The 426-nt window shown below is 43.2% G+C and carries 1 protein-coding gene; it reads left to right on the top strand.

Going from position 1 to position 426, the window contains the following annotated elements; all coding sequences use genetic code 11:
* A partial coding sequence (locus tag KTQ90_RS13595; protein WP_254360408.1) for an Arm DNA-binding domain-containing protein occupies positions 1-426 on the top strand: 426 nt, incomplete at both ends.

Below are 426 nucleotides of genomic sequence, written 5' to 3' on the forward strand. Positions count from 1 at the left end.
TGAAGAGTACATTTTCAATTATCTTCTACCTCAAAAGACAGGTAGTAAAGAAAGATGGTACTGTTCCAGTTATGGGACGTATCACAGTGGACGGAACACAGGCGCAGTTCAGTTGCAAGACAACTGCCAATCCAGATTTGTGGGACACCAAGGGCGGACGCATGATAGGTAAGAGTATGCAGGCTTTGGAAGTGAACCGCAAATTGGACAAGATGCGTGTGAGTATCAGTAAGCATTATCAGGAGATTATGGACAGGGACAACTTCGTCACTGCCGACAAGGTAAAGAACGCCTTTCTTGGCTTGGAGTATCGTTGCCATACACTGATGAAAGTCTATTCTCAAAGCCGTGATGAAATGGAAAAGCAATATAAGGCTGGCATGAAATCTTTGAGTACATACACAAAATATAGAATCGGTTGTGCTT

This window comes from Leyella stercorea, from assembly GCF_019052365.1.
Taxonomy (GTDB): Bacteria; Bacteroidota; Bacteroidia; order Bacteroidales; family Bacteroidaceae; genus Prevotella.